The organism is Bradyrhizobium sp. NDS-1, assembly GCF_032918005.1.
Lineage (GTDB): Bacteria > Pseudomonadota > Alphaproteobacteria > Rhizobiales > Xanthobacteraceae > Bradyrhizobium > Bradyrhizobium tunisiense.
Map to the genome: position 1 here is coordinate 2,022,713 of NZ_CP136628.1, position 20,772 is coordinate 2,043,484.

Genomic DNA, 20,772 nt, shown 5'->3' on the forward strand with positions numbered 1-20,772 from the left:
CCTAATGCGACCGCGCCAGGCAGAACGCCACGACCTGCTCCAGCGCGCCCTTCATCGGCGAGGAGGGGAACAGCGCCAGCGCGTCGACTGCCATGGCGCCGTAGTGCTGGGCGCGGCTCAGCGTGTCCTCGAGCGCGCGGTGCTTGTTCATCAGGCCGATGGCGTGGTCGAGGTCGGAATCGCCGATCTCGCCACGCTCCAGCGCGCGGATCCAGAACGCGCGCTCGGTGTCGTTGCCGCGGCGGAAGGCGAGCACGACGGGCAGGGTGATCTTGCCTTCGCGGAAATCGTCGCCGGTGTTCTTGCCGAGCTTGGCGCTCTTGCCGCCATAGTCGAGCACGTCGTCGACGAGCTGGAAGGCGATGCCGAGATTCATGCCGACCGAGCGGCAGGCGGTCTGTTCCGCCTTCGGGCGGTTGGCGATGACGGGGCCGACCTCGCAGGCGGCGGCGAACAGTTCGGCGGTCTTGCCGCGGATCACGGCGAGATATTCGTCCTCGGTGGTTGCGGTGTTCTTGGCGGCGGCAAGCTGCATCACCTCGCCTTCGGCGATGGTGGCGGCGGCCGCGGAGAGGATGTCGAGCGCACGGAGCGAGCCGACCTCGACCATCATGCGGAAGGCCTGGCCGAGCAGGAAGTCCCCGACCAGCACGCTCGCCTCGTTGCCCCAGAGCATGCGCGCCGACAGCTTGCCGCGGCGCATCTCGCTCTCGTCGACGACGTCGTCATGGAGCAGGGTGGCCGTGTGCATGAACTCGACCGAGGCGGCGAGCTTGATATGGCCGTCGCCGGTGTAGCCGGCGAGGCTGGCCATGGCGAGCGTCAGCATCGGCCGCAGGCGCTTGCCTCCGGAGGAGATCAGATGGTTGGCCACTTCCGGGATCATGGTCACGTCCGAACCGGTCCGCGACAGGATCGTGGCGTTGACGCGCTCCATATCAGGGGCGACAAGGGCAACCAGCTCTTCGATCGACGCGCCGGGAGTTTCGAAAGGTACGATGACGGCCACGCCGGTCTCCAATATTTGCCCCGGAAGGGCTATTCTGATGGAAAGACAATAGAAACTGGCGGCGGATGCGGCAAGTGCCGCGGAACCATTGACATTTGCCGCTTTTAGCTACTTCGGGCAGGAGATCTCTCATTTGCGTGAACTGGTTCGGACCAACGATATGGTGCTGGTGTCGGCGATCGGCGCGCTGCTCGACGGCGCCAACATCCATCATCTGGTGCTGGACCAGAACATGAGCATCATCGAGGGCTCGCTCGGCATTTTGCCGCGGCGGATCCTGGTTCATGAGGACGATGCCCAGGAGGCGCGGGCGCTCCTCACCGACGCCGGCCTTGGTCACGAACTGCGCGGCGATGAGTGAGGCCGCAAATATGACCGAGGACGCCTTTCTCGGAGGGCGCCTGCGGCTGAGGCAAAAGCGGTCCGGCCATCGCGCCGGGCATGATGCCATCCTGCTTGCGGCGGCGACAGAGGCCCGGGCAGAGGACCGCGTGGTTGATTTCGGCGCCGGTATCGGCACGGCCGGACTGGCGCTGGCGCGGCGCATTCCCGGTGTCAGGCTCACCCTGGTCGAGATCGATCCGGAGCTGGCCGGGCTCGCGCGCGACAACGCAGCGGCGAATGCGATTGCCGCCGAGACGATCGTGCTCGACGTCACGGCTGGCGCCGAGGCCTTTGCGGCGAACGGGTTGTCGCCCGACAGCGTCGACGTGGTGTTGATGAATCCGCCCTTCAACGATCCGGCTCGACATCGCGGCTCGCCGGATCAGGCGCGTCACACCGCGCATATGGCGACGGAGGAAACCCTGCATGCGTGGGTGCATGCCGCGCGGCGCATTCTCCGATCGAATGGTGTGCTGACATTGATCTGGCGTGCAGATGGCATCACTGAGGTGCTGGCGGCGCTGTCGCGCGGCTTCAGCGGACTCTCGATCCTGCCGGTTCACGGCGAGGCGGGACGGCCCGCGATCCGCGTGCTGGTGCGGGCAGTCAAAGGCGGCCGGGCCCCGACGCGGTTGCTGCCGGGGCTTGTGCTCAACGACGAGTCACGCATGCCTAAGAACGAGACGACGGAAATTCTGGAGGGCAGAGCGGCCTTGCCGCTGGTGGACCCGTGAAAGCTTACTGCGGAAGCGATTCCGACTGTTGCTCGTGCGGAGACGTCAGGCGGATCGCCATGAACAGCGCACCGATCAGCAACATCAGCAGATAGATTTTCATGGTGTTCTCCACTGCCTCATTGCAGCCTCCCAACCGGAAATCTGCAAAACACGTTCCAGGCACTTCCAATGACAGTCGCGTGATAAGAAATGGTTAATCAGAGGTAATGGCATGGCCGAACAATTGAACGATCGTGAGAGTTCCGGCCTGGCCGACAAGCTCATGCAATACCTTCCCGTGCGGTTCCGCCCGGGCACTGCGGTGGTGCCGGTGGTGCGACTCTCAGGCGTGATCGGCGCGGTGACGCCCCTGCGTCCGGGCATGACGCTGGCGGGCGTCGCGCGCGTGCTGGAGCGGGCGTTTTCGTATCGGAACGCCAAGGCGGTGGCGCTGGTGATCAACTCGCCCGGCGGCTCGCCGGTGCAGTCGCGTCAGATCTACCTGCGCATCAAGCAGCTCGCGGCGGAGAAGAAGCTGCCGGTGCTGGTGTTCGTCGAGGACGTCGCGGCTTCCGGTGGCTACATGATCGCTTGCGCGGGCGACGAGATCATCTGTGATCCTTCCTCGATCCTCGGCTCGATCGGCGTGGTCGGCGGCAGCTTCGGTTTCCAGGAGGCGATCAAGCGGCTCGGCATCGAGCGGCGCCTGTACACCGCCGGCGCGCACAAGGCGATGCTCGATCCGTTTCTCCCCGAGAACCCCGATGACGTCGCCAGGCTGAAGGCGATCCAGCGCGAGATCCACCAGATCTTCATTTCGCTGGTGAGGGACAGCCGCGGCGCGCGGCTGAAGGGCGACGACGATACGCTGTTCACGGGAGAATACTGGGCCGGCGAGAGTTCAGTTGCGTTCGGGCTGGCCGACAGCATCGGCGATCTCCGCTCAACTCTTCGTGCCCGCTACGGCGAGAAGGTTCTCACCCCCGTGATTGCCCAGCCGACCGGGCTGCTCTCCGGTCTTCTGGGCCGAAAATCGCCCGGCGCGGGCCAGCTTTCGGCCCTGGAAGCAGTGGCCGGCTTGCCCGACGAGCTGATCTCGGCGGTCGAGACGCGGGCGATCTGGGCGAAATTCGGGTTCTAGGCGCTACGCTCCCGCGCCATTTCGTCCCTCAGCCTGCCGATTGCGGCGCAGGACCATCTGCGCAACAATGCACCTGGGGGCTGAGCACTCAACAAGGATCGACCGATGCCGCCGTTCGTCGCTTTTGCGGGCGTCCTGGGTGGGCTTGCCGTGGTCCGCTGGGCCTACAAGACCGCTGTCCGGATCAACCAGGAGCTGGAGGAGATGCGCCTGTCGCGCGTCGCCGAAGCCGCCCATGTAGGGGATATCCAGAAGCTGAAACGTGATCCCGTCACCGGAGCGTATCGGCCCGGTTAGGGGGCGCTCCGCTCAAGCGTCATTCCGGGGCTCGCGAAGCGAGAACCCGGAATCCATCGAACCACGAAGCGAGCGGCCCGATGGATTCCGGGGTTCGCCCTGCGGGCGCCCCGGAATGACGGCCAATTCGCCCCCTTTGCCTTGATTCCCACCCCCGCCGTCGATACGGTCCCGCGCGATTCAAAACCCCCCGCGAGAGCCTGATCTGACGATGGACGCCTCATTGCCCGCCCATATGCGCCCGGAACGCTCGTTCCAGGGTTTTATTCTCGCGCTCCAGCGGTTCTGGGCCGAGCAGGGCTGCGTGATCCTGCAGCCCTACGACATGGAGATGGGCGCGGGCACCTTCCATCCGGCGACGACCCTGCGTGCGCTCGGGCCAAAACCCTGGAACGCCGCCTATGTGCAGCCCTCGCGCCGGCCCAAGGACGGCCGCTACGGCGAGAACCCGAACCGGATGCAGCACTACTACCAGTTTCAGGTGATCATGAAGCCGTCGCCGCCGAACCTTCAGGAGCTGTACCTGAAGTCGCTCGCCGCGATCGGCATCGATTCCGCCGTGCATGACATCCGCTTCGTCGAGGACGATTGGGAGAGCCCGACGCTGGGCGCCTGGGGCCTCGGGTGGGAGTGCTGGTGTGACGGCATGGAAGTCAGCCAGTTCACTTACTTCCAGCAGGTGGCCGGCTTCGAATGCGCGCCGGTCGCGGGCGAGCTCACCTACGGGCTGGAGCGGCTCGCGATGTATGTGCAGGGCGTCGACCGCGTCTACGATCTCAATTTCAACGGCCGCGACGGCGATCAGAAGGTCACCTACGGTGACGTTTTCCTGCAGGCCGAGCGGGAATATTCGAAGCACAACTTCGAGGTCGCTGACACCGCGATGCTCTTCGAGCAGTTCAAGATGGCCGAAGCTGCCTGCAGGAAATATCTCGACGCAGGCTGGAAGGACGACAAGCGCGAAGCGCATCTGATGGCGCTTCCGGCCTATGACCAGTGCATCAAGGCGAGCCATGTCTTCAACCTCCTGGACGCGCGCGGCGTGATCTCGGTGACGGAGCGGCAGAGCTACATTCTTCGCGTGCGCGAGCTGGCAAAAGCCTGCGGAGAGGCCTGGATCCATACTGAAGCGGGCGGAGCGGCCTGATGCCCGATCTTTTGCTTGAGCTGTTCTCGGAAGAAATCCCCGCGCGCATGCAGGCCAAGGCGGCCGACGATCTGCGCCGCATGGTCACCGACAAGCTCGTCGCCGAAGGCCTCGTCTATGAGGGCGCGAAAGCGTTCGCGACGCCGCGCCGGCTTGCGCTCACCGTGCACGGCATCCCCGCGCGCCAGCCTGATCTCAAGACCGAGCGCCGGGGCCCGAAAATCGGCGCGCCCGACGCGGCCGTGCAGGGTTTTCTGAAAGCGACGGGGCTCAAGTCGCTCGATGAAGCCAAGATCCAGCGCGACCCCAAGGGTGATTTCTACATCGGCTTGATCGAGAAGCCGGGCCGCGATGCGATCGAGGTGCTCGCCGAAATCCTCCCCGTCATCATCCGTACCTTCCCCTGGCCGAAATCGATGCGCTGGGGCGCGCGTTCCGGCAAGCCCGGCTCGCTGAGCTGGGTGCGTCCGCTGCACGCGATCACCGCGACCTTCGGGCCGGAGACCGAAGAGCCCGATGTCGTAAAGTTCGAGGTCGATGGCGTCGCGAGCGGCCAGACGACATATGGCCATCGCTTCATGGCGCCGGATGCGATCAACGTGCGCCGCTTCGAAGACTACGAAGCGAAGCTGAAGGCTGCGAAAGTCATTCTCGATCCGCAGGCGCGCAAGGACATCATCTTTGCCGACGCCAAGGAATTGACGTTTGCGCAAGGTTTCGAGCTGGTCGAGGATCAGGTGCTGCTGGACGAGGTGTCGGGCCTCGTCGAATGGCCCGTTGTCATGATGGGTTCGTTCGAAGCGGAATACCTCGCGATCCCGGACGAGGTGATCCGCGCCACCATCCGCAACAACCAGAAGTGCTTCGTCGTCAAGGATCCCAAGACGGGCAAGCTGACCAACAAGTTCGTCCTCACCGCCAATATCGAGGCGACCGACGGCGGCAAGGTCATCGTATCAGGCAACGAACGCGTGATCCGTCCGCGTCTGTCGGATGCGAAATTCTTCTACGAAACCGACCTGAAGACGAAGCTCGAGGACCGTCTGCCGAAGTTCGATCAGATCGTATTCCACGAGAAGCTCGGCACGCAGGCGGAGCGCATCAAGCGCATCGAGCGCTTGGCCGCCGAGATCGCGCCGCTGGTCGGCGCCGATGTCGCCAAGACCAAGCGCGCCGCGCATTTGGCGAAGGCTGATTTGCTGACGGAAGTCGTCGGCGAATTCCCGGAAGTGCAGGGCCTGATGGGCAAGTACTACGCCCTCGCCCAGGGCGAGGACGCCTCCGTCGCCGCCGCCTGCGAAGAGCACTACAAACCACAAGGGCCGGCAGATGGCGTGCCGACCGATCCGGTGAGTGTCGCGGTGGCGCTCGCCGACAAGATCGATACGCTGGTGGGCTTCTGGGCCATCGACGAGAAGCCCACGGGCAGCAAGGATCCGTATGCGCTGCGTCGTGCGGCGTTGGGTGTGATCAGGCTGATCGCCGAAAACACGTTGCGTCTGTCGCTCATGAAGTTGGCTGCGTCCGCGCTTGCCGGCCTGTCGGTGAAGCCGACCGATATCTCGAGGCTTCCGAGCGACCTCCTCGCCTTCTTCGCCGACCGCCTCAAGGTCCAGCTCCGCGAGCAAGGCGCGCGTCACGATCTCGTCGACGCCGTGTTCGCGCTCGGCGGCCAGGACGATCTCCTGATGATCGTCCGCCGCGTCGAGGCACTCGGAAAATTCCTCGAGAGCGACGATGGGAAGAACCTGCTCGCCGGCATCAAGCGCGCCAGCAACATCCTCTCGATCGAGGAGAAGAAGGACAAGCGCAGCTTCGACGGCGCTCCGGATGCTGCGCTTTACAGCCTCGATGAGGAGAGGGCGCTGGCCAAGGCGATCGGCGAGGTGCAGGCGGAAGCAAGCGCTGCCGTCGCGAAGGAGGACTTCGCCGCCGCGATGAGCGCGATGGCGAAGCTGCGTCCGCCGGTCGATGCGTTCTTCGAAAAAGTTCGCGTCAACGACGACGATGCCAAGGTGCGCGAGAATCGCCTGAAGCTGCTGAACGAGATCCGCAGCGCCACGCGCGCGGTGGCGGATTTCTCGAAGATCCAGGATTGAAACGCGATAGCGCGGCAAACACCGCTGTCATTCCGGGGCGCGCCACTTGGCGCGAGCCCGGAATCCATTGTTCCTCACCACGCGCGGCACGATGGATTCCGGGCTCGCGCTTCGCGCGCCCCGGAATGACAGGAGCAAAAAGAAGTGCCCCGCCCGGCGGGGGAAGACCGGGCGGGGCCCGATGTCCGATTTATACTGCTCGCGCCAGCCTGATTGAAGTGACGCGCCGGACATCTAGTCGATGTCGATGATTCGATGTCAGTCCAGCACCTCGACGATGCGGCGCGAGCGCGGCTCGACCAGCACGGTCTCGCCGTTCACGACGGTGTAGCGGTAGGTGGTGGCGCCGAAGCGTTGCGGCACGTCATAATAAGTGACGCCGCTTTCGGGTAAGGTGGCACCGACCACCACACGATCCGGAATCCGAAAGGGCGGCACACGTTGTTCGACGACATAGTCGCGGAAGGCCGGCCGCTGATCGGTCGTAATGGTCGGGATGCTGTCGGTCGCGGCCGGCGCGCGTCCGACGGTGACACCGCTTTGCGCCTGCGCCGCAAGGGGCGAGCCGACCGCGGCCGCGAGCGCTGCAAGAGCAAGAATCCTGTTCCGCATGGACAACTCCTTCGACGTGATTTTATTTCGGACGCGCCAGTGGCGCAGCCGATTGGCCAATGCATGCACCCTTCGCAATGTTCCGGGAAAAGGCCCGCCGCATTCGCGGCAATTTCAGGCAGTTTTCGTGTGCGCCGGAACTCGCACTGCCCGTTGCGCGTCTCTACTCGCGGAACCGGGAGGGCTATGATCCGCCCGCGATTCGCCTCATCCTCCACAGAAAGATAGTTCATGCACATCACCGTCGCCCACATTTCGCCGATCCTGTCGTTGATTGCGGGCGTGCTCATCCTGATCATGCCGCGGCTCCTCAACTTGATCGTCGCGATCTTCCTCATCGTGAACGGCGCGATCGGGCTCGGGCTCCTGAAGTGGCTCCGCTTCTAGGTGTTCACTTTTCGGAACCGTCCGACTTGCGCGGGCCCGCCCAAAGTGGTGTAAGGCCCGCGATTTCCCATTCCTCTCGCAGGTTGTGTGCAAGCTATGGCCAAAGCCGCCTCGAAGCCCAAGAAAATCCCGGCGAAAATGCCAGCGAAATCAAAGTCCTCGGCCGCCGCTAAGGCCGCGCCGCCGGCCCGCAAGGCGCTGGCCAAGAGCGCGCCGAAGCCAGTCGCCAAATCCGCGGCAAAGCCGACGGCAAAGGCCGTGACCAAGGCGGCTCTGCCGAAGGTCGCAACGAAGCCCGCACCGAAGAAGGCGGCGCCCGCCAAGGCCGCGCCGGCAGCCATCAAGGCCGGCAAATGGGTCTACACGTTCGGTGACGGCAAGGCCGAGGGCCGGACGGAGATGCGCGACCTGCTCGGCGGCAAGGGCGCGAACCTCGCCGAGATGGCCAATCTCGGCCTTCCCGTGCCTCCCGGCTTCACCATCCCGACTTCGGTCTGCACCTACTTCTACGCGCACGACAAATCCTATCCGAAGGAATTGCAGGCCCAGGTTGAGAAAGCGCTCGACCATGTCGGCAAGTTGACCGGCAAAGTGTTCGGCGACACCAGGAACCCGCTGCTCGTCTCGGTGCGCTCCGGCGCGCGTGCCTCTATGCCGGGCATGATGGACACCGTGCTCAACCTCGGCCTCAACGACCAGACCGTGGAAGCGCTGTCGGAATTGTCGGGCGACCGCCGCTTCGCCTATGACAGCTATCGCCGCTTCATCACCATGTATTCGGACGTGGTGCTCGGATTCGAGCATCATCACTTCGAGGAAATCCTCGATACCTTCAAGGACAGCCAGGGCTATACGCTCGACACCGACCTCACCGCCGAGGATTGGGTCGACCTGGTCGGCAAGTACAAGGACGCGGTCGCGCGCGAGACCGGCAAGGAGTTCCCGCAGGACCCGCACGACCAGCTCTGGGGCGCGATCGGTGCGGTGTTCTCATCCTGGATGAACGCGCGCGCGGTGACCTACCGCAAGCTGCACGACATTCCGGAATCCTGGGGCACCGCGGTCAACGTGCAGGCCATGGTGTTCGGCAACATGGGCGAGACCTCGGCGACCGGCGTTGCCTTCACCCGCAATCCCTCGACCGGCGAGAGCAAGCTCTACGGCGAGTTCCTGATCAACGCGCAGGGCGAGGACGTGGTGGCGGGCATCCGCACGCCGCAGGACATCACCGAGGAAGCGCGGAGAGAGTCGGGCTCCGACAAGGCGTCGATGGAAGCGGCGATGCCGGAGGCCTTCAAGGAGCTGACGCGGATCTACACGCTGCTCGAGAAGCACTACCGCGACATGCAGGACATGGAGTTCACGGTCGAGCAGGGCAAGCTGTGGATGCTCCAGACCCGCGGCGGCAAGCGCACCGCGAAAGCGGCGCTGCGCATCGCGGTCGAGCTCGCCAATGAAGGGCTGATCAGCAAGAAGGAAGCGGTCACCCGCATTGATCCCGCCTCGCTCGATCAGCTCCTGCATCCGACCATCGATCCCAACGCCAAGCGCGACGTGATCGCGACCGGCCTGCCGGCGTCCCCGGGCGCGGCCTCCGGCGAGATCGTGTTCTCCTCGGACGAAGCGGCCAAGCTTCAGGCCGACGGGCGCAAGGTCATCCTGGTCCGCATCGAGACCAGCCCGGAAGACATCCATGGCATGCACGCCGCAGAAGGCATCCTCACCACGCGCGGCGGCATGACCTCGCACGCGGCGGTGGTCGCGCGCGGCATGGGCAAGCCCTGCGTCTCCGGCTGCGGCACCATCCGCGTCGATTACGGTCGCGGCACCATGAGCATCGGTTCGCGCACCTTCAAGACCGGCGACGTCATCACCATCGACGGCTCGCTCGGCCAGGTGCTGGCCGGCCGCATGCCGATGATCGAGCCGGAGCTGTCCGGCGAGTTCGGCACGCTGATGGCCTGGGCCGACCAGGTCCGCAAGATCGGCGTCCGCGTCAACGGTGACACGCCTGATGACGCGCGCACCGCGATCAAGTTCGGCGCCGAAGGCATCGGCCTGTGCCGCACCGAGCACATGTTCTTCGAGGAGACCCGAATCCGCACGGTGCGCGAGATGATCCTCTCCGAGGACGAGCAGTCGCGCCGCGCCGCGCTCGCAAAGCTGCTGCCGATGCAGCGTGCCGACTTCGTCGAGCTGTTCGAGATCATGAAGGGCCTGCCCGTCACGATCCGCCTGCTCGATCCGCCGCTGCATGAGTTCCTGCCGCACACCCATGCCGAGGTCGAGGAAGTGGCGCGCGCCATGAACACCGACCCGCGGCGCCTGGCCGACCGCGCCCGCGAGCTCTCGGAGTTCAATCCGATGCTCGGCTTCCGTGGGTGCCGTATCGCGATCGCGTATCCCGAGATCGCCGAGATGCAGGCGCGTGCGATCTTCGAAGCGGCGGTCGAGGCCGAGAAGCGCACCGGCAAGGCCGTCGGCCTCGAGGTGATGGTGCCGTTGATTGCTACCAAGATGGAGCTCGACCTCGTCAAGGCGCGCATCGATGCCACCGCGCAGGCGGTGATGCGCGAAACCAACACCAAGCTGGCCTATCAGGTCGGCACCATGATCGAGCTGCCGCGCGCCTGCCTGCTCGCGGGCGAGATCGCGCAGTCGGCCGAGTTCTTCTCGTTCGGCACCAACGACCTTACGCAGACGACCTACGGCATCAGCCGCGACGACGCGGCGAGCTTCCTCGGTCCCTACGTGGCGAAGGGCATTCTCTCGGTCGATCCCTTCGTGGCTCTCGACCAGGAGGGCGTCGGCGAGCTCGTCAAGATCGGCGTCGCGCGCGGCCGCAAGACCCGCCCGAAGCTCAAGGTCGGCATCTGCGGCGAGCACGGCGGCGATCCCGCCTCCGTCGCCTTCTGCCACAATATCGGCCTCGACTACGTCTCCTGCTCGCCCTACCGCGTGCCGATCGCCCGCCTCGCCGCCGCGCAAGCCGCGCTCGGCAAGGCGATCGCAAGCCAGGCGTAAGAAGAACTGGAATGCTGGAATGAAAGAGGCGGGGCGAAAGCCCCGCCTCTTTCTATTTGTCCGATGCTCTCTCCATCCGTCATTGCGATTAGCCCTTGCGACGAAGCAATCCAGGACGTCTCCGAAGGGATTTTGGATTGCTTCGCTACGCTCGCAATGACGGGGTTGTTGAAGCACCGCACCGACAACGGGAACACCGCGCGTCCCGTAATGACACGCGCCCGCAAGGGTTCCTTCACCATTTGCGTTGACCGGTTGTTTACCGCTTCACGTGAGGACGCGTTTACCACCGCGCGCGATCGCCCCGTGAAAACACCTGTGTTCGCTTGAGTGTGCCGCACGCGCAACGCGGATTAACGCCCCGGCAACCTAAATTAGATACTTACGATAAAGATCGAATTGCACGGATGTACTGCGGCTCGATTTTTCTGGCGTAAGCGTAGCGTGAGCGTAACGATGTCAGTGTTGCGTAACCATCCGAAGGGCGCGCGGTTCGCGTCCTTCGGCATCGGTCTCTGCATCTTCGCATTGATGCCGAGAGAGACCGGCTATCAGGACATTGCCTCCTTGCTGGCGCGCCAACCCGGCGTCGCCGAGCGTTGGCAGAAGCAGGTGTTCTCCGCGGCGTCCTCCATCCAGCTCGCCACCTACAGTTTCTCGCGCCCCATCGGCACCTCCGTTCCGCAGAGCGCGATGGTTCGCCTCGCGAGCCTCGACGGCCGCGACTTTACCGGCGCGATCAGCCGCAATCCGGCGCTGCAGGCGCCGCCGCGCTACCAGGCTTCCGACTTTCCCAAGGTCGATCGCTCCATGAAGGGTGATCGCCTCGCAATCGTCACACCGGGCCAGGCTCCCGAAACGGCGGCGCCTGCTGCGGCACCGGCGCAGGAAGATCCCGCGACGTGGAACGGTTCGGTGTTCGGCACCAAGACCGCCGCGTTGCCACAGGCGATGTCGCCGGAGACTGCGGCTGCGCTCGACCCCGAGCTCCAGGAAGCGCTGCGTGCGCCGCCGCTGCCGCAATATGCCAATCCACCGCAGGCCAGCGACGCGGCGCGTGCGTTCGCGGTCCAGCCGCTCGAAGCGCTGAAGCAGGCGACTGTTCCGCCGGCACCGGCGCGCGATCCCTTCCGCGTCAAGACCTCGAACCTGTTCTTCGGCAGCGCCTCGCTCGGCGGCAATCTGGAGAGCATCGAGAGTTGGCAGCCCGGCGCCGAGCCGCTGATCGTGATGCCCGATCCGGACATGAAGGTGACGGCCTCGCTATCGCCGCCGACCGTGGATATTGCCAAGGACATCGAGAGCGGCGAGAGTGTCGCGCCAAAGGGCGAGGTCAACGCCGACAACCAGCGCACCAGATCGCCGGCGGAACGGCTCGCGCTCGACGACAAGTCGCGCGCGAAGTCCGAGAAGTGTCTTGCGGAAGCGATCTATTTCGAATCCCGCGGCGAGGCCGTCCGGGGCCAGATGGCGGTGGCGCAGGTCGTGATGAACCGTGTGTTCTCCGGCAAATATCCCGACACCGTGTGCGGCGCGGTCTATCAGAACAAGCACCGTCATCTCGCTTGCCAGTTCACCTTCGCCTGCGACAACAACACCGACGTGATCCGCGAGCCCGAGATGTGGGAGCGCGCCAAGAAGATCGCCAAGGCCATGCTCGACGGCCAGATCTGGTTGCCCGAGGTCGGCAAGTCCACGCACTATCACGCCTACTGGGTGCGCCCGTCCTGGGTCGCCGAGATGAAGAAGATGTACAAGACCGGCGTGCACACCTTCTACCGCCCACGCAAATGGGGCGACGGCAGCGAGGCGCCGGCCTGGGGCACGCCGGCACAGACCGCCGCGCTCTCCGCCGAGCTCGCGCAGGAAGCCAAGAGCTCCGCGGAAATGGGCATGAGCGAGCGGCGGTAGCTGAGCGCCAAGGTCTCCATCGCGTCATCGCCGGGTTTGTCCCGGCCATCCACGTTCTTAGGTCCGCGCGGCAAGGCCGTGGATGCCCGGGACAAGCCCGGGCATGACGACCTCGTGCAGGCTGCGTGCCCTCACGCCTCGATATCCAGCGCGCAGTCGAAGTTCGGCGCCGAATGGGTCAGCGCGCCGGCCGACGCGTAGTCGACGCCGGTGGCTGCGATCGCCGCGATCGAATCCAGCGTGACGCCGCCGGACGCCTCGAGCTTGAGGCGGTCCTCGTTGATCCGCACCGCCTCACGCAGCGTCGCAAGATCCATGTTGTCGAGCAGCACGGCGTCGGCCATTCCCGTCGCCAGCACTTCGCGCAGTTGCGCCAGCGTGTCGACCTCGATCTCGATCTTGACGAGATGGCCGGCGTGGCTGCGGGCGCGCTCCAGCACGGCACCGACGCCGCCGGCAACCGCGATGTGGTTGTCCTTGATCAGGACCGCATCGTCGAGGCCGAAGCGGTGGTTGAAGCCGCCGCCGCACCGCACGGCGTATTTCTCCAGCGCCCGCAAGCCCGGCGTGGTCTTGCGCGTGCAGCAGATGCGCATCCGGGTGCCTTCGGTGCGCGCGACGTATTCGGCCGTCAACGTTGCGACGCCCGAGAGGCGGCCCACGAAGTTCAGCGCGGTCCGCTCCGCGGTGAGAATGGCCCGCGCGGGGCCGGAGATCGTCAGCACCTGCTGTTCGCGGGCTACGCGTGCGGCGTCGCGGACATGCGCGCGCACCTCGATGTCGGGCGAGAGCTTTTGCAACGTCGCCAGCGCCAGCGGCAAGCCGGCGATCACGCCGGACTGGCGCGCGACCAGGACTGCCTCTGCCCGGGTCGCTTCCGGGATCGTCGCAAGCGAGGTGATGTCGCCCGCACGGCCGAGGTCCTCGTCGAGCGCGCGCTGCGCGGCGTCGTCGATGACGAGCGGGGAAAGGAAGGCGTCGGGGTTGAGCAACGAGGTCGGATTGATCATGGGGAACTCCATCAGGCGATCATGGGGTGGGCCGTGCGCGGCAACGGGCGCAGGCCTTCTGCGATCTCGCGCGCCGCGGCGAGTGTGGTCATCGTTCTCTGCGCCAGCGCAGGGATTTCGGCCGGATGGTCGGAGCGGAAATGCGCGCCCCGGCTCTCGCGTCGGCTCCAGGCTGACGCCGCGACGAGCAGGGCCGAAATCGCCATGTTGCGGAGCGCGAGGCTCGTTGCCTCGCGTTCGAGCCTGGCGAAGTGGTGCACGGCATCGGTCAGACCGTCGCCGTCGCGGACCACGCCGACATGCGCGCTCATCGTCGCCCGCAGCCGCTGCACGACCGCGGCATCCGGCGTGCCGCCGCGCGATGCGACCGGTGCGTCGGGGAGGCGGGCGGGTGAGGGGAGCGCGCGGCCGGCAATGTCGTCGGCAATTCGTGCGGCGTAGACCACGGCCTCGAGCAGCGAATTCGAGGCCAGCCGATTGGCGCCGTGTGCGCCGGTCGACGACACCTCACCGCCGGCCCAGAGCCCGTCGATCGAGCTTCGGCCACGTTCGTCCACCGCGACGCCGCCCATATGATAATGCGCGGCGGGCGCGATCGGGATGAGTTGCGTGGCAGGGTCGATTCCAGCGGCGATGCAGCTCGCATGCACGGTCGGAAATTTGTCGGCGAAGCGCACGCCCAGCGCCTGCCGCGCATCGAGGAAGGCGCCCCGCCCGCCCGCGATCTCGGCGAACACGCCGCGGGCTACGATGTCGCGCGGCGCGAGCTCCGCGAGCGGGTGGCGCGCTGCCATGAAGCGTTCGCCGTTGCCGTTGACCAGCGTTGCGCCTTCGCCGCGTAGCGCTTCGGTGGCGAGCGGCGCCGGATCGCGCCCGACCATGATGGCGGTGGGATGGAACTGCACGAATTCGGGATCGGCGATCACGGCATCGGCGCGCGCTGCGATGGCGAGGCCGGATCCGCTGGCCTCGACCGGATTGGTGGTGACGGCATAGAGATGCCCGATGCCGCCAGTTGCAAGCACGACCGCGCGCGAGGCGAGCAGGACCGGCCGTGCCGCCGCGTCGCCGGCCTCGCGCAGTTGAAGGCCGGCGACGGCGCCATCCTCCGTCAGGAGCGCTTCAGCGACGAGACCTTCGATGACACGGATCGACGGCGTGCGGCGCACTGCTGCGCTCAAGGCCGCGATGATCGCCGCTCCCGCCCCGTCGCCCCGCACGTGCACGATGCGCCGGGCGGAGTGTGCGGCTTCGCGTCCCACGGCGAGCCTGCCTTCGAGATCACGGTCGAAAGGGACGCCATAGGCCAGGAGATCGTGAATGCGCGGCGCGGCCTCGCGGGCGATCCCGAATGCGACGGCCTCATCGACGAGACCGCCACCGACCGCAACGGTATCGGCGGCGTGCGCTTCCGGCGTATCGCCTTCGGCGACCGCCGCGGCGATGCCGCCTTGCGCCCATGCGGATGATGCGCCCTGTCCGAGCGGCGCCGCGGAGATCAAGGTCACCGGCCGCGGCGCGAGCTTGAGCGCGCAGAACAGTCCGGCAAGGCCGCCGCCGACGATGACGACGTCGTCGGTGCGGCGGGTGAGGTTGTGGATGTTGTTGGTCATGATGCTTCCTCTTGCTCATCTGTCGTCCCTGCGAACGCAGGGACCCATACGCCGCGGCGGAGGTTGTCGTGCGAAGCTGTTCAACGTCGTTCTTCGCAACCACATCTTCCTGTGGTTATGGGTCCCGGACTGCGCTCCGCCTTGCTGCGCTTGTCCGGGACGACGGCTATGTGCGACGCTAGTTCTTCAGATTGATCATCCGCTCGACCGAACGCCGCGCGCGCGCCGCAAGCGCGGGGTCGATCGTGACCTCCTCGCGGAGCGTCAGCAGGCTGTCCAGAATGTTGGCGAGCGTGATGCGCTTCATGTGCGGGCAGAGATTGCAGGGGCGCAGCATCTCCACGTCGGGCAGCTCGGCGTGGACATTGTCGGCCATCGAGCACTCCGTGATCATCACCAGCCGTCGCGGCCGCTTGTCGCGCACCCAGTTGATCATATGCGCGGTCGAGCCGGTGAAGTCGGCTTCCGCCAGCACGTCGGGCGGGCACTCCGGATGCGCGATGATCTGCACCGAGGGATCGGCCTCGCGAAACGCGCGCAGTTCCTGGCCGGTGAAGCGTTCGTGCACCTCGCAGGCGCCCTTCCAGGCGATGATCTTCACATCGGTCTTCGAGGCGACGTAAGTTGCGAGATAGCGGTCGGGCAGGAAGATCACGCTTCGAGCGCCCAGGCTCTCGACCACCTGGACCGCGTTCGACGAGGTGCAGCAGATGTCGACCTCGGCCTTCACCTCGGCGGAGGTGTTGACATAGGCCACGACCGGCACGCCGGGAAATCTTTCGCGGAGCAGGCGGACGTCGGCGCCGGTGATGCTGGCGGCGAGCGAGCAGCCGGCGCGTGAATCCGGGATCAGCACCGTCTTGTCCGGATTGAGCAGTTTCGACGTCTCCGCCATGAAGTGCACGCCGCATTGCACGATGACGTCGGCCTTCACCTTGCTGGCTTCGATGGCGAGCTGAAGCGAATCGCCGCCGATATCGGCGACGCAGTGGAATATCTCCGGGGACTGATAATTGTGCGCGAGGATCACCGCGCCTCGCGCGCGCTTCAGCTCGTTGATCGCCTGGATCGTCGGCGCCATCAGCGGCCACTCGATCGGCGGGATCACATGCTTCACACGCTCATAGACCGGGGCGGTGGCGCGCGCGACCTCCGGCGTCCATGCCAGCGAGGGCGCCGGCAGCGCGGGCCCCGTTGGCGCCGCGGCACGGGAGGCGGCGACCTGGTTCTCGGGGTGGCCCTGGGGCCGGTTGGCAAAGTCGTCGGGGCCGTAAATTCCAGCGATCGGCATCGAAGCCTCCCTTGCATGTCAGTTATACTCATAATGAGTATATGTTAGGCCCAGATAATCCGCCCACGGGGGCGGCAAGAACTCATCGCGGTCTAATATACTCACTCTGAGCAAATCGAAGATAACATGCTCGGGCTGAGACCGCCAGATCCGGCTTCACACATTTCCGTCAAACAGGTCCGACGGGTCGAGGCCGCCTCGAAATGCAATGCTCCCGCGGTAGCCCCCCGTGGAATGCAACCGTTTTTAACTTGGGATTTTCATGCAAGTGCATTAAGTCGCATGTTCGCAGCCGCCGCTTTGCGAGACCACCAAGAAGACGAGGAACACCATGACATCAGCGGGCGAACTTGCTCCGGCCTCACGTTCCTCCAATTGGCGCACTCCGGCCGTCATCATTCTCTGCGGTTGCGCGATCGGCATGCTCGGCTTCGGTCCGCGCTCGGCGCTCGGCTTCTTCGTGCAGCCGATGAGCCACGAATTCTCCTGGGGCCGTGACGTGTTTGGCCTCGCGATCGCCGTGCAGAATCTGTTGTGGGGCCTGGGCCAGCCGCTCGCCGGCGCGGTCGCGGATCGCTTCGGCGTGTTCCGGGTGATGTGCGTGGGCGCTCTGCTCTATGCCGGCGGACTGTTGTTGATGCGCTATTCCTCGACGCCGTTGTCGCTCAACATCGGTGCTGGCGTCATGGTCGGTTTCGGTCTTGCCGGCTGTTCGTTCAATCTGGTGCTGTCCGCGTTCACCAAGCTGCTGCCGGCCGAGAAGCGCGGCCTTGCGCTTGGTGCCGGCACGGCGGCGGGCTCATTCGGGCAATTCCTGTTCGCGCCGATCGGCGTCGCCTTGATCGACAATTTCGGCTGGCAGCAGGCGATTTCCGTGTTCGGCTTCCTGATGTTGCTGATCATCCCGCTGTCGCTGGCGCTCTCGACGCCGCCGGTCGCACGTGCGGCGAACGCGACGCCGGCGGATGATCAGACCTTCACCAAGGCGCTTGCCGAAGCCTTCGGCCACCGCTCCTACGTGCTGCTGGTGCTCGGCTTCTTCACCTGCGGATTCCAGCTCGCTTTCGTCACCGTGCATCTGCCGGCCTTCTTGGTCGATAGCGGCATCTCCGCGCAAACCGGCGGCTGGGTGATCGCGGCGATCGGCCTGTTCAACATCGTGGGATCGCTGAGCGTCGGCTATCTCCAGAACTCATTGCCCAAGCGCTACATCCTCTCGACCATCTACTTCACGCGCGCGCTGGCGACCCTTGCCTTCATCTCGTTTCCGATCACGCCGTTCTCGGCGATCGCATTCGGTGCGGTCTCCGGCCTGACCTGGCTGTCGACGGTGCCGCCGACCTCGGCGCTGGTGGCGCTGATGTTCGGCACGCGCTGGTTTGCGACGCTCTACGGCTTCGCCTTCGTCAGCCATCAAGTCGGCGGCTTCCTCGGCGTCTGGCTGGGCGGCATCGTCTTCGAGCGGTTCGGTTCCTATACGCCGATCTGGTGGCTCTCGATCCTGTTCGGTGTGCTCTCGGCGCTCATCAATCTTCCGATCGTGGAGAAACCGGTTCATCGGGCAGTTGCGCAGCCTGCCTGATCGGCTAAACATCCCCGACAAACATAAGTCAGGGAGTTCAGTCGTGGCCACATTCAAGGCGATCCGGGTCGACAAGGCGGACAAGGGCACCACTGCCGCGCTGACGCAGTTCGACGAAGCCGAGCTGATGGACGGCGACGTCACCGTCCGCGTCGAATGGTCGACGCTGAACTACAAGGACGGCCTGGCGCTCACCGGCAAGGCGCCGGTGGTGCGCCGCTTCCCGATGATTGCCGGCATCGACTTCGCAGGCACGGTCGAGCAATCCTCGCATCCGCAGTGGAAGGCCGGCGACAAGGTCGTCTGCACCGGTTGGGGCATGGGCGAGACCCATCTCGGTGCCTATGCCGAGAAGGCGCGGGTGAAGGGCGACTGGCTGGTTGCCTTGCCGCAAGGCCTATCGACGCGCGATGCCATGGCGATCGGCACCGCCGGCTTCACCGCGATGCTCTCGGTGCTGGCACTGGAGAAGCACGGTCTGTCGCCGAAGAGCGGTCCCGTGGTGGTGACGGGTGCTGCCGGCGGCGTCGGCTCGGTGGCCACCGCCGTGCTTTCGAAGCTCGGCTACCACGTCATCGCGTCGACCGGCCGCGCCTCGGAGGCCGACTATTTGAAAGAGATCGGCGCAGCCGAAATCATCGACCGCAACGAATTGTCGGCACCGGCCAAGCCGATTGCCAAGGAGCGTTGGGCGGGCGGTGTCGACAGCGTCGGCTCGACCACCCTGGCGAATCTGCTGTCGATGACGAAATACGGCGGGGCAATTGCGGCTTGCGGCCTGGCCGCCGGCATGGACCTGCCGTCGTCTGTGGCACCTTTCATTTTGCGCGGAGTGTGCCTTCTCGGCATCGATTCCGTGATGTGTCCGATCGAGCCGCGGAAGGCCGCCTGGCAGCGTCTGGCGTCCGATCTGGATCGGACAAAACTATCTGAAATCACTCAAGAAATCGCGCTCGACGCAGTTCCGGAATGGGGCGCGAAAATTCTGGCGGGGCAGGTCCGCGGCCGCATGGTGGTAAAAATTGTCTAACGGCGTTCAGACTTTACCAACCAAGCTGCTTCAATGTCGCCATGGTTAGTATGGTAAGCAGCGGGTAAAGAGATAAGGCATCGCCCGCTGCGGGGGTCGGTTCGGAGTTGAGCATGCTTGCGCGTATTGTGTTGGGGGCTGTCACGGCGGCAGCAACGTTTGCGCCGGCCATTGCCGGAAGCATGAATGCCGATGAGGCGCGTCGCTTCGTGGCCGGCAAGGTGTTTGCCTTTACCTGTTTCGACGGCACCCGCGGTGCAGGCCGCATCCTCGACGACCTCGGCGCCGCCGGTGCGGTGCAGTTCTCGGGCTCAGGCCCGGTGAAACATCTTCGCCTGCCCGGCAACACGCTCCAGATCCGCGGCCAGAACGTCTGCGCCGCGATCAAGGGCATTCCGTTCGAGCCCTGTTTCAACCTTGAAAAGACCGATGATCGCAGCTTTCGCGGCTCGGTGTCGGGCATGGGCTTCGCCTATTGCGACTTCCGTCACCAAGGCGGCAACCAGATGCTGATGGCGCGCGCCGCCGCGCGTCCGCGTTCGCTGCGCTCTTCGGAGCATACCGGTTCGGTCGCCGCATCTCACACCGAAGTCGCCGCGCGCGTCGAGACGCCGCGTGTCGAGAGCGGCCGCCTCGAGCCGGTGAAGTCGGAGCCTGCCAAGAACGAGGGCCCGCTGGAGCTGCGTCGCTCGACGCAGTGAGACGGTCGCGCGGGACGGTCCGCGCAGTTTTCAGTTGAAGACGTCCATCGAACGCGAAGCCGCTGCGCCGTAGTCATACGGACGGCGGTTTTCATGCCTTGGTAGCTGTTCGCGCGCCAGTTTGCGTACGGCCGGAGGGGCGCGGCGCGATAAAAGGGTTCAACGATGTCGCTGTACTTCTTCCGCATCAGCACCGGTCGCTATTCCGGCGCCGCCGACCAGCCCTACGAGTTCGAGGATCGCACGGCCGCCTGGACAGAAATGACCGAGGTCTGCGCCAATTTGCTCGGCAGCATCGCCCGCGGGCTGAAGCCGAACGCCGAGTGGTGCATGGAACTGCTCGACGAAAACAAGCAGCCGGTGTTTCGCATCAGCCTTCTCGGCGAAAGCGTCGGAGCACCCTAGACCCGACCTCAGGGTGCAATTTTACAACGTGCAGCAGGCGGCGGAAGGCACTCACCAGGTGTCGTCCAACGTCACAGACGTGCAGCGCGGCGCGAGCGAGACGGGTTCGGCATCCTCGCAGGTCCGCCGCGCAGATGCTGTCCGGCGACAGCAACCCCTCAAGCTCGAGGCCGGCACGTTCCTCGGCACCGTGCGCGCCGCCTGACGGCCGCCTCCTTCGATAGAGCTGATCTTCAACCGTCGCGCGTGAAGGCGCGGCGGTTGCGCGCGTTCGTATTCGTCGCGACCCGCACGCACAGGTTTTGTTTTCGAACGCGACGCTCTCCCGCCACGGCAGCCGCTCGCCGCATGCAGCAACAGATGCGTGCACGGAAAATAGCGCGGACCGGGCTCGGCCGTAGTTTTACGTAGGA

The 20,772-nt window shown here is 65.4% G+C and carries 19 protein-coding genes; 14 read left to right on the forward strand and 5 right to left on the reverse strand.

Annotation, left to right across the window (positions count from 1 at the left end):
- Position 1: 1 nt before the first annotated feature.
- Complete coding sequence (locus RX330_RS09565) at positions 2-1,009, reverse strand: polyprenyl synthetase family protein (RefSeq protein ID WP_212089397.1); 1,008 nt, start codon at positions 1,007-1,009, stop codon at positions 2-4.
- A gap of 133 nt (positions 1,010-1,142) precedes the next feature.
- Between RX330_RS09565 and RX330_RS09570 the strand changes: the two genes are divergently transcribed.
- From RX330_RS09570 to glyS, 6 genes are all read left to right on the forward strand, one after another.
- Positions 1,143-1,370: a DUF2007 domain-containing protein gene (locus RX330_RS09570; RefSeq protein ID WP_212089400.1), complete on the forward strand. Its 228-nt coding sequence runs from the start codon at positions 1,143-1,145 to the stop codon at positions 1,368-1,370.
- The gene (locus RX330_RS09575; protein ID WP_317243868.1) at positions 1,363-2,127 is read left to right on the forward strand and encodes a tRNA1(Val) (adenine(37)-N6)-methyltransferase; all 765 of its coding nucleotides are present in this window, start codon (positions 1,363-1,365) and stop codon (positions 2,125-2,127) included. The genes RX330_RS09570 and RX330_RS09575 overlap by 8 nt, the downstream gene beginning before the upstream one ends.
- Positions 2,128-2,341: 214 nt before the next feature.
- A complete protein-coding gene (locus tag RX330_RS09580) occupies positions 2,342-3,250 on the forward strand; it encodes a S49 family peptidase (protein ID WP_212089403.1) in 909 nt (302 codons plus the stop codon).
- Positions 3,251-3,355: 105 nt separating this feature from the next.
- Positions 3,356-3,547: a hypothetical protein gene (locus RX330_RS09585; RefSeq protein ID WP_212089405.1), complete on the forward strand. Its 192-nt coding sequence runs from the start codon at positions 3,356-3,358 to the stop codon at positions 3,545-3,547.
- Positions 3,548-3,758: 211 nt separating this feature from the next.
- A complete protein-coding gene (locus RX330_RS09590; protein ID WP_212030902.1) occupies positions 3,759-4,694 on the forward strand; it encodes a glycine--tRNA ligase subunit alpha in 936 nt (311 codons plus the stop codon).
- Positions 4,694-6,793, forward strand: a complete 2,100-nt coding sequence (gene glyS / locus RX330_RS09595) for a glycine--tRNA ligase subunit beta (protein ID WP_317242833.1) — start codon at positions 4,694-4,696, stop codon at positions 6,791-6,793. The genes RX330_RS09590 and glyS overlap by 1 nt, the downstream gene beginning before the upstream one ends.
- Before the next feature lie 258 nt (positions 6,794-7,051).
- Here glyS and RX330_RS09600 read toward each other — a convergent pair whose 3' ends face one another.
- Positions 7,052-7,405 (reverse strand): DUF1236 domain-containing protein, encoded by a 354-nt coding sequence (locus RX330_RS09600; RefSeq protein ID WP_317242834.1) that lies wholly within the window; start codon positions 7,403-7,405, stop codon positions 7,052-7,054.
- A gap of 231 nt (positions 7,406-7,636) precedes the next feature.
- On the opposite strand from RX330_RS09600, the gene RX330_RS09605 reads away from it, so the two are divergent.
- From RX330_RS09605 to RX330_RS09615, 3 genes are all read left to right on the forward strand, one after another.
- Positions 7,637-7,792 (forward strand): DUF3096 domain-containing protein, encoded by a 156-nt coding sequence (locus tag RX330_RS09605; RefSeq protein ID WP_008562090.1) that lies wholly within the window; start codon positions 7,637-7,639, stop codon positions 7,790-7,792.
- Positions 7,793-7,888: 96 nt separating this feature from the next.
- Entirely contained in the window at positions 7,889-10,816 is a 2,928-nt protein-coding gene (gene ppdK, locus RX330_RS09610) for a pyruvate, phosphate dikinase (protein ID WP_317242835.1), read from the forward strand.
- 456 nt (positions 10,817-11,272) lie between these two features.
- Positions 11,273-12,727 (forward strand): cell wall hydrolase, encoded by a 1,455-nt coding sequence (locus RX330_RS09615; protein WP_317242836.1) that lies wholly within the window; start codon positions 11,273-11,275, stop codon positions 12,725-12,727.
- 131 nt (positions 12,728-12,858) lie between these two features.
- Here RX330_RS09615 and nadC read toward each other — a convergent pair whose 3' ends face one another.
- The 3 genes from nadC to nadA form a co-directional block, all read right to left on the reverse strand.
- Positions 12,859-13,737: a carboxylating nicotinate-nucleotide diphosphorylase gene (gene nadC, locus RX330_RS09620; RefSeq protein WP_317242837.1), complete on the reverse strand. Its 879-nt coding sequence runs from the start codon at positions 13,735-13,737 to the stop codon at positions 12,859-12,861.
- Positions 13,738-13,748: 11 nt separating this feature from the next.
- Positions 13,749-15,350: an L-aspartate oxidase gene (locus RX330_RS09625; protein ID WP_317242838.1), complete on the reverse strand. Its 1,602-nt coding sequence runs from the start codon at positions 15,348-15,350 to the stop codon at positions 13,749-13,751.
- Positions 15,351-15,528: 178 nt separating this feature from the next.
- Positions 15,529-16,641 (reverse strand): quinolinate synthase NadA, encoded by a 1,113-nt coding sequence (gene nadA / locus RX330_RS09630; RefSeq protein WP_317242839.1) that lies wholly within the window; start codon positions 16,639-16,641, stop codon positions 15,529-15,531.
- Positions 16,642-16,972: 331 nt separating this feature from the next.
- On the opposite strand from nadA, the gene RX330_RS09635 reads away from it, so the two are divergent.
- The 5 genes from RX330_RS09635 to RX330_RS09655 all read left to right on the forward strand — a co-directional run bounded on the left by RX330_RS09635 (position 16,973) and on the right by RX330_RS09655 (position 20,564).
- A complete protein-coding gene (locus tag RX330_RS09635; protein ID WP_212089425.1) occupies positions 16,973-18,223 on the forward strand; it encodes an MFS transporter in 1,251 nt (416 codons plus the stop codon).
- Positions 18,224-18,266: 43 nt separating this feature from the next.
- Positions 18,267-19,253 carry an MDR family oxidoreductase gene (locus RX330_RS09640; protein WP_317242840.1) on the forward strand — a complete coding sequence of 329 codons (987 nt, stop codon included), beginning with the start codon at positions 18,267-18,269 and terminating at the stop codon, positions 19,251-19,253.
- A gap of 113 nt (positions 19,254-19,366) precedes the next feature.
- Entirely contained in the window at positions 19,367-19,954 is a 588-nt protein-coding gene (locus RX330_RS09645; protein ID WP_317242841.1) for a hypothetical protein, read from the forward strand.
- A gap of 165 nt (positions 19,955-20,119) precedes the next feature.
- Positions 20,120-20,359, forward strand: coding sequence for a DUF6894 family protein (locus tag RX330_RS09650; protein WP_212089430.1), 240 nt, complete (start codon positions 20,120-20,122; stop codon positions 20,357-20,359).
- Positions 20,360-20,372: 13 nt separating this feature from the next.
- Positions 20,373-20,564 carry a hypothetical protein gene (locus RX330_RS09655; RefSeq protein WP_375848293.1) on the forward strand — a complete coding sequence of 64 codons (192 nt, stop codon included), beginning with the start codon at positions 20,373-20,375 and terminating at the stop codon, positions 20,562-20,564.
- Positions 20,565-20,772 lie beyond the last annotated feature (208 nt).